Here is a 6,868-nt window from a genome sequence, read left to right on the forward strand (position 1 = left end):
GAACAACGAAACTGGCCGTGCTGGCGCCGCCGGGCGGCCCGGAACCGGGCGCTGGACCGACAGCACGCAGGCAGGAAACAGGCGCTATTTTATCCGATCGGCGCCGCGGCCCAGCGCACGGTCCGGCACCCACGAGACAAAGAGCTCGTTGGCGCGGTCATAGAGCCGCCATACGGTGCCGCACTCGCGGCACGTGAACGTGAGCATGCTGAACGGCACGCCAGCAGCGCTCTGGCTGACCAGCGGCGCGGTGTGCTTGAGCACAAGCCGCTCATGTGGCTCGCGCCGGCGGGAATCCGCCGCTAGCGCCAGACAGTGATCGCAAGCGGGCCGGGTGGGGGTGGGGGAAGGTACGGCGGACGTCATGCCCGCCATGATGCCGCAAAAACGGCGCGCCATTCACCCTGGTCGTTCACCCTTGCGTTCACCCTTGCCGCGGCGCCAACGGCGGATGCGCCTTACCTGATGCCCCAGAGCCTCCGGCAGCGGCCTGCGCCGCCTTCGGCGCGCGCTGCCCGAGCCACACGCTGGCCAGCACCAGCAGTGCGCCGGCCATCTGCGCCGGGCTCAGGATCTGGCCGAGCACCAGGAAGCCCAGCACGGTTGCGCTAACGGGGCTGAGCAAGCCCAGCGCGGACACCGCCGCGGTCGGCAAGCGGCCGATGCCACGGAACCAGAACGCATAGCTCACGCCGGCACCGGCCACGCACAGCCACAGGTAGCCAAGCACGTTGGGCAGCGTCAGCCGCGCCGGCAGCGTCTCGAAGGCCAGCGCGAAGGGCAGCAGGAACAAGGCGCCCGCGGTGAGCTGCCACGCGGTGAGCACCAGCGGCGAGACTGGCGCTCGCCAGCGTTTGGCGAGCACCGTGCCCAGCGCCATGGACACCGCGCCGGCCGCCGCGGCCGCCACGCCCACGGCGTCCAGCCGCGCGGCGGGCCCCAGCACCAGCAAGGCCACGCCACCGATGCCGCCCAGCCCGGCCAGCCACGTAGCCAGATGCGGCCGCGCGCCCAGCAGCAGCCACGCCAGCAGCACCACCAGCAACGGCTGGATTGCGCCCACGGTGGCCGCGACGCCGCCTGGCAGCCGGTAGGCGGCGATAAACAGCATGGCCTGGAACAGGCCAATATTGAGCACGCCCAGCACCGCCGCCTTCCACCACCAACCGCCACGCGGCAGTTGCCGGCCCCACGCCAGCATCGCCAGGCCGGCCGGCAGCGCGCGGATCACGCCGGACAGCAGCGGCTGTCCCGGCGGCAGCCACTGGCTGGTGACCAGGTAGGTGCTGCCCCAGATCAGGGGTGCCGAAGCGGTCAGCAGGACATCCGCCGTGCGTACCTGAACCTGCGGGGCAGGCGTGGAAGACGGCGAGGATGGGCGCGCTGCGAGCAGCGTTGGCGAGGCGGGCTGGGGATCGGGCTTCATGTCGTCATGGCTCCATTTTCTTCAAGCCAATATTCTTGATATCAAGATATAAAAATCCACTTTACGAACTGAAAGCCTTGATGTCAAGATTCTCGTCAACCAGGATCAACAGCAGCCCACCATGGCCACCCGCGGCAAACCCAAGGCAAGCAGCGCGACGGCGCCCTCCCCGAAAGCCGGCAACGACGAGGCACACGAAGGCGGGGACGGGGGCGATCGCGTCGACCATATCCTGGCCCAGTGGGCGCGCGAACGCCCGGACCTGGACGCCGCGCCGATGGGCATCATCGGCCGGGTCTGGCGCCTGGCGCGCCACACCGATCGCGCGGTGGAGTCCGCGCTGGCGCCGACCGGCCTGAATACCTGGGAGTTCGACGTGCTGGCCACGCTGCGCCGCTCCGGCCCGCCTTATGCGCTGTCGCCGGGCGCGCTGATCGATTCGCTGATGATCACCTCGGGCACCATGACCAACCGGATCGACCATCTGGAGCGCGCCGGGCTGGTGCGCCGCAGCCCCAACCCGGATGACCGGCGCGGGCTGCTGATCGAGCTGACCCAGCCGGGCCGCGTGCGCATCGACCACGCGCTGGAAGTGCACGTGGCCAATGAGCATCGCTTGCTGGAGCGGCTCTCGGCCGCCGAGCGCAAGCAGCTGGCAAGCCTGTTGCGGCGCTGGCTGCAGGGCTTCGAGGCCGCCGGCGAATGACGCGGCAGACAGGCGCATCGCAGCAACGCACGCGCCACGCCTGGCACGAACCCTGCGATCCGTCCTGCCTTTTATCTGTTTCCCCCCCACTGCCTTTTTCCTCACTGCATCACGGAGCCCCCCACATGCGCTTGAACCTTAGCCCGCGCGCCAGCGCGCTTGCCCACCGCCGCCGTGCGTCCTTGAAGGCGGCGGCCGCGCTCGTCGCCCTGCTCTGCGCCGCTGCCGCGCAAGCGGCGCCGGTGGAGCCCGCCTACCAGCTGTCTCAGCAAGAAAAGCCGGCGCTGATCGCCACCCTCAAGGACCTGGTCTCGATCGAGTCCGGCAGCAAGGACATCGAAGGGCTGGACCGCATCGCCACGCTGATCCGCGACCGCCTGGCCGCGATGGGCGGCGACGCGCAGCTGATCGAGCCCACCGAGGTCTACCGCATGGAAGACACGCCCAAGCAAGTGGGCAAGATGGTGATGGCGCAGTTCAAGGGCACGGGCAAGCGCAACATCATGCTGATCGGCCATATGGATACGGTCTACCTGCGCGGCATGCTGGCGCAGCAGCCGTTCCGCATCGACGGCGAGCGCGCCTACGGCCTGGGCATCGCCGACGACAAGAACGGCGTGGCGGTGATCCTGCATACGGTGGCCATCCTGCAGAAGATGGGCTTCAAGGACTACGGCACGCTGACCGTGCTGATCAACGGCGATGAGGAAATCAGCTCGCCGGGCGCGCGCGCCATGCTGACCAAGATGGGCAGCCAGCAAGACGCGGTGTTCTCCTGCGAAGCCACGCGCGTGACCGGCGACCGCCTGTCGCTAGCCACCAGCGGCATCGGCGCCATCTCGCTGACCGTGCATGGCAAGGCCTCGCACGCCGGCAGCTCGCCCGAGAACGGCCGCAACGCGCTGTATGAACTATCGCACCAGATCCTGCAGATGCGCGACCTGTCCAACCACGAGACCGGACTCAAGGTGAACTGGACGATCTCCTCGGCCGGCACCAACCGCAACGTGATCCCGGCCACCGCCACGGCCCAGGCCGACGTGCGCGTGCTGCGCACCGCCGACTACGACAACCTGGAGCGCACGCTGCAAGAGCGCGTGAAGAAGCAACTGATTCCCGATACCAAAGTCGAGGTCAAATTCGAACGTCGCCGGCCGCCGCTGGAAGTCACCGACGCCGCGCGCAAGCTGGCCGCGCATGCGCAAGGCGTGTATGCGGAGATCGGCGAGAAGCTGGCCGTGTACGACACAGCCGAAGGCGGCGGCACCGATGCGGCCTTCGCCGCGGCCGCCACCAAGGCGCCCGTGATCGAGCGCTTCGGCCTGCGCGGCTTTGGCGCGCACTCCAACGACGCGGAATACGTCGACCTCAACTCGGTCACGCCGCGCCTGTACCTGCTCACACGCATGATCATGGACGTGTCGCAGGACAAGACCGGGCGCTGATAGGGCAGCCCCGCAGGTACGCCAGGCACCGCGTGGGGTTGCTGCAATGTGCGCGTGAGCACCGCGACGGTGCATGGCATTGAACACCGATATCGTCGCGAGCCGCTGCGCGCAGGCTCAGGGCAGCTTTTTTCGCCCGCCCAGGTCCGGCAGGAAAATAGCCAGCAGCCCCAGCAACGGCAAGAACGCGCACAGCTGGTAGACCGATTGGATGCCGTGCGCATCGGCCAGCTTGCCCAGCACCGCGGCGCCGATGCCGCCCATGCCGAACGCAAAGCCGAAGAACAAGCCCGACACCATGCCCACCTTGCCCGGAATCAGCTCCTGCGCGAACACCAGGATGGCCGAGAACGCCGAGGCCAGGATAAAGCCGATGATGAACGACAGCACGCCAGTCCAGAACAGGTTGGCATGCGGCAGCATCAGCGTGAACGGCGCCACGCCCAGGATCGACGCCCAGATCACGCGCTTGCGGCCGATGCGGTCGCCGATCGGGCCACCCAGGATGGTGCCGGCCGCCACCGCGAACAGGAACACGAACAGGTAGAGCTGTGAGCTCTCCCGCGACAGGCCAAAGCGCTCCATCAGGTAGAAGGTGTAATACGTGTTCAAGCTCGCCATGTAGAAATACTTGGAGAACACCAGCGCCATCAGCACCACCATGGCCCGCACCACGGTGCTGCGCGGCAGCGGCGCGGCGGCAGCGACAGCCTTGCGCTTGCGCGTGGTGTGCGCCAGTTCACGGCCATACCAGCCGCCGATCTGCCACAGCACGGCAATCGCCAGCAGCGCCGCCAGCGAGAACCACGCCACGCTGCTCTGCTGATGCACGATCCACGCCGCCAGCAACGGCCCGGTCGCGCTGCCCGCGTTGCCGCCAACCTGGAAGATCGACTGCGCCAGCCCGTGCTGCCCGCCCGACGCCATGCGCGCCACGCGCGACGACTCCGGATGGAAGATCGACGATCCGGTGCCCACCAGCGCGGCGGCCACCAGCAGCACGCCATAGGTAGGCGCCACCGACAGCATGAGCAAGCCGCACAACGTGAACCCCATGCCGATCGACAGCGACTGCGGCTTGGGATGCTTGTCGGTGTACAGGCCCACCACCGGCTGCAGCAGCGAAGCGGTGATCTGGTACGTCAGGGTCAGCAGCCCGATCTGGGTAAAGCTGAGGTTGAAGCCGCCCTTGAGCATCGGATAGATGGCCAGGATCAGCGACTGGATCATGTCGTTGAGGAAGTGCGAAAAACTGATCGCCCCCAGCACCCGGAAGCCGGTCCGCTCGGTGGCCTGCGCGGTCGTGGGAGTCTGGGCCAAGCCTTGTGGCGAGGCATTCGCGCCGCCGGGCGCGGTTTCGATACGGCTGCTCATGATGGAAACGGGGGCTGAAAAGGCAATGGGGGAATCCTGGCGCTCATCCTAAATGGCACGATCCCGCCTGTCCTGCGAGAATAGGGCCAGAACCTTGGAGAAAAGGACATGCCCCGCCTCCCCAGCCCGATCGCACAGCGAAGCGCCGAAAACACCGCGCCCACAACACGCTCCTCCCCGCCCGCCATCCACCGCGCCGACAGCTACTCCAAGTCGCCCGCCTACCTGCAGTACGACCGCAGCGCCATGCCGGTCACGGCCATGGCCGCCGACTATGTGCCCGGCCACGTTACCAAGCCGCACCAGCATCCCAATGCGCAACTGGTGCACGCGGTGCATGGCGTGATGGTGGTCGCCACCGCCGAAGGGCAATGGATCGTGCCCCCGACGCGCGGCATGTGGATGCCTGGGGGCATGGTGCACTGGATCCGCATGGTCGGGCACGTGCGCATGCGCACCGCCTACATCCGGCCGGACGCCGCCGACAACCTGCCCACCCGCTGCACCGTGCTGGGCATCACGCCACTGCTGCGCGAACTGATCCTCGCCGCGATCGATATCCCTTCGCCCTACGCGGAGGAGTCCCGGGACGGGCGGCTGATGCGGTTATTGCTGGATGAAGTCATGCTGGTGCCGACCTTGCCGTTGCACTTGCCGCGTCCTGCCGATGCCGGATTGCGGGAGATCTGCGATGCGATTGTGGGGGCGCCCGATACAGCGCTGACTTTGGCGCAATGGGGGGAGCGGCTGGGAGTGGATCCCAAGACCATTCAGCGGCGCTTTGCTCGGGAGACCGGGATGACGTTTGGGCAGTGGCGGCAGCAGGCTCGGTTGCTGTCGGCGTTGGAGGGGCTGGCCGCCGGGGCTAAGGTGGTGGATGTGGCGTTGGATCTGGGATATGAGAGTCCTAGTGCGTTTTCTACTATGTTTAGGAGGCAGTTTGGGGTGCCGCCGAGTGGGTTTTTTCGGTGATTTTTGGGGGGCGGGCTGGGGCTTTTTAGGCGTTGGGCGCTTTTGGCTTTTGGGATCGATGATGGTTTTTGGACCCAAGGGCAGAACCGTTGGCTCTTGTTTTGTGGTTGGGCTTTGATTTTTTCGGTGTTGGTTTTTGGACCCAAGGGCCATACGACATCCCCCTGCGGGGGCTGCCGGTCACTTTTCTTTGACCGGCAAAGAAAACTAACGAAAAGAAAGCCGCCCTGCCGGGGGCAGAGCAATAAGGCTATCTGGGCCTCGGTGGTTGCGTCGTACGGCCCGGAGTGTTGGCTGGCGAATCCTACCGACCCARAGGACATYGCWWCTGCATGACCCAATGGTTACGTGGTGCAGCCCCTGGCCTCGCATGCGGTGACCGTTCCCACATCTGCCGTTCGCGGCGCGAGGGGCTGCGCCGTTTCGGGTGTGGCTGGTTTCGTGGTTTTGTCTCGGAGGRCRAGCGCKGTGWGGTGCGAGCRCGGCCCCGCGAACCGGGCCACGGTGCCCACCACGAARCCAGGGGAGTTGGTAGCAAGSTGCCGCTCGCGCCGGTACGGCAGGGCATCAAATGGCKGGGCGGCCACCGTCAGAGACAAAACCACGAAACCACCAAGGCAGGCAGGATCGCGGCGCCGCGCACCGCGAACGGCAGATGCCCGAACGCTCACCGAGCAAAGCGATGAGGGGCACCACCACGTGACCATTGGGTCATGTAGTAGCGATGCCCTTCGGGCCGGTTGGACACGCCAGCCAACACTCGGGGCCGTACGACGCAACCACCGAGGCCCAGATAGGGGCCTGTCAGAAATTTTGTGTTTAGGGCATAACATGTCGCCAAGGAGCATGTATGCCACGCAAGACGAAGACCAGCCAAGCCGCAGACCGTGAACTGCCGGCCATTCCCGAAGACCTGATCGCCCATTTCGTTAAGGGTCCCATGAC

General features: G+C 66.6%; 6 protein-coding genes. 3 read left to right on the forward strand and 3 right to left on the reverse strand.

Annotated elements, in window-relative coordinates; genetic code table 11:
• Positions 1–84: 84 nt before the first annotated feature.
• Complete coding sequence (locus AB4061_RS31780; protein WP_441640193.1) at positions 85–375, reverse strand: hypothetical protein; 291 nt, start codon at positions 373–375, stop codon at positions 85–87.
• Positions 376–424: 49 nt separating this feature from the next.
• Positions 425–1,426 (reverse strand): EamA family transporter, encoded by a 1,002-nt coding sequence (locus tag AB4061_RS31785; protein ID WP_441640186.1) that lies wholly within the window; start codon positions 1,424–1,426, stop codon positions 425–427.
• A gap of 121 nt (positions 1,427–1,547) precedes the next feature.
• Between AB4061_RS31785 and AB4061_RS31790 the strand changes: the two genes are divergently transcribed.
• Both AB4061_RS31790 and AB4061_RS31795 read left to right on the forward strand, forming a co-directional pair.
• Positions 1,548–2,132, forward strand: a complete 585-nt coding sequence (locus tag AB4061_RS31790) for a MarR family winged helix-turn-helix transcriptional regulator (protein WP_441640187.1) — start codon at positions 1,548–1,550, stop codon at positions 2,130–2,132.
• Positions 2,133–2,257: 125 nt separating this feature from the next.
• Positions 2,258–3,577: a M20/M25/M40 family metallo-hydrolase gene (locus AB4061_RS31795; protein WP_441640188.1), complete on the forward strand. Its 1,320-nt coding sequence runs from the start codon at positions 2,258–2,260 to the stop codon at positions 3,575–3,577.
• 117 nt (positions 3,578–3,694) lie between these two features.
• Here AB4061_RS31795 and AB4061_RS31800 read toward each other — a convergent pair whose 3' ends face one another.
• On the reverse strand, positions 3,695–4,951 hold the full coding sequence (locus AB4061_RS31800) for an MFS transporter (protein ID WP_441640189.1): 1,257 nt from the start codon (positions 4,949–4,951) through the stop codon (positions 3,695–3,697).
• A gap of 108 nt (positions 4,952–5,059) precedes the next feature.
• Between AB4061_RS31800 and AB4061_RS31805 the strand changes: the two genes are divergently transcribed.
• Positions 5,060–5,923 carry an AraC family transcriptional regulator gene (locus AB4061_RS31805; RefSeq protein ID WP_441640190.1) on the forward strand — a complete coding sequence of 288 codons (864 nt, stop codon included), beginning with the start codon at positions 5,060–5,062 and terminating at the stop codon, positions 5,921–5,923.
• Positions 5,924–6,868: the final 945 nt, after the last annotated feature.

Source organism: Cupriavidus sp. YAF13 (genome assembly GCF_052113425.1).
Classification (GTDB): Bacteria; Pseudomonadota; Gammaproteobacteria; order Burkholderiales; family Burkholderiaceae; genus Cupriavidus.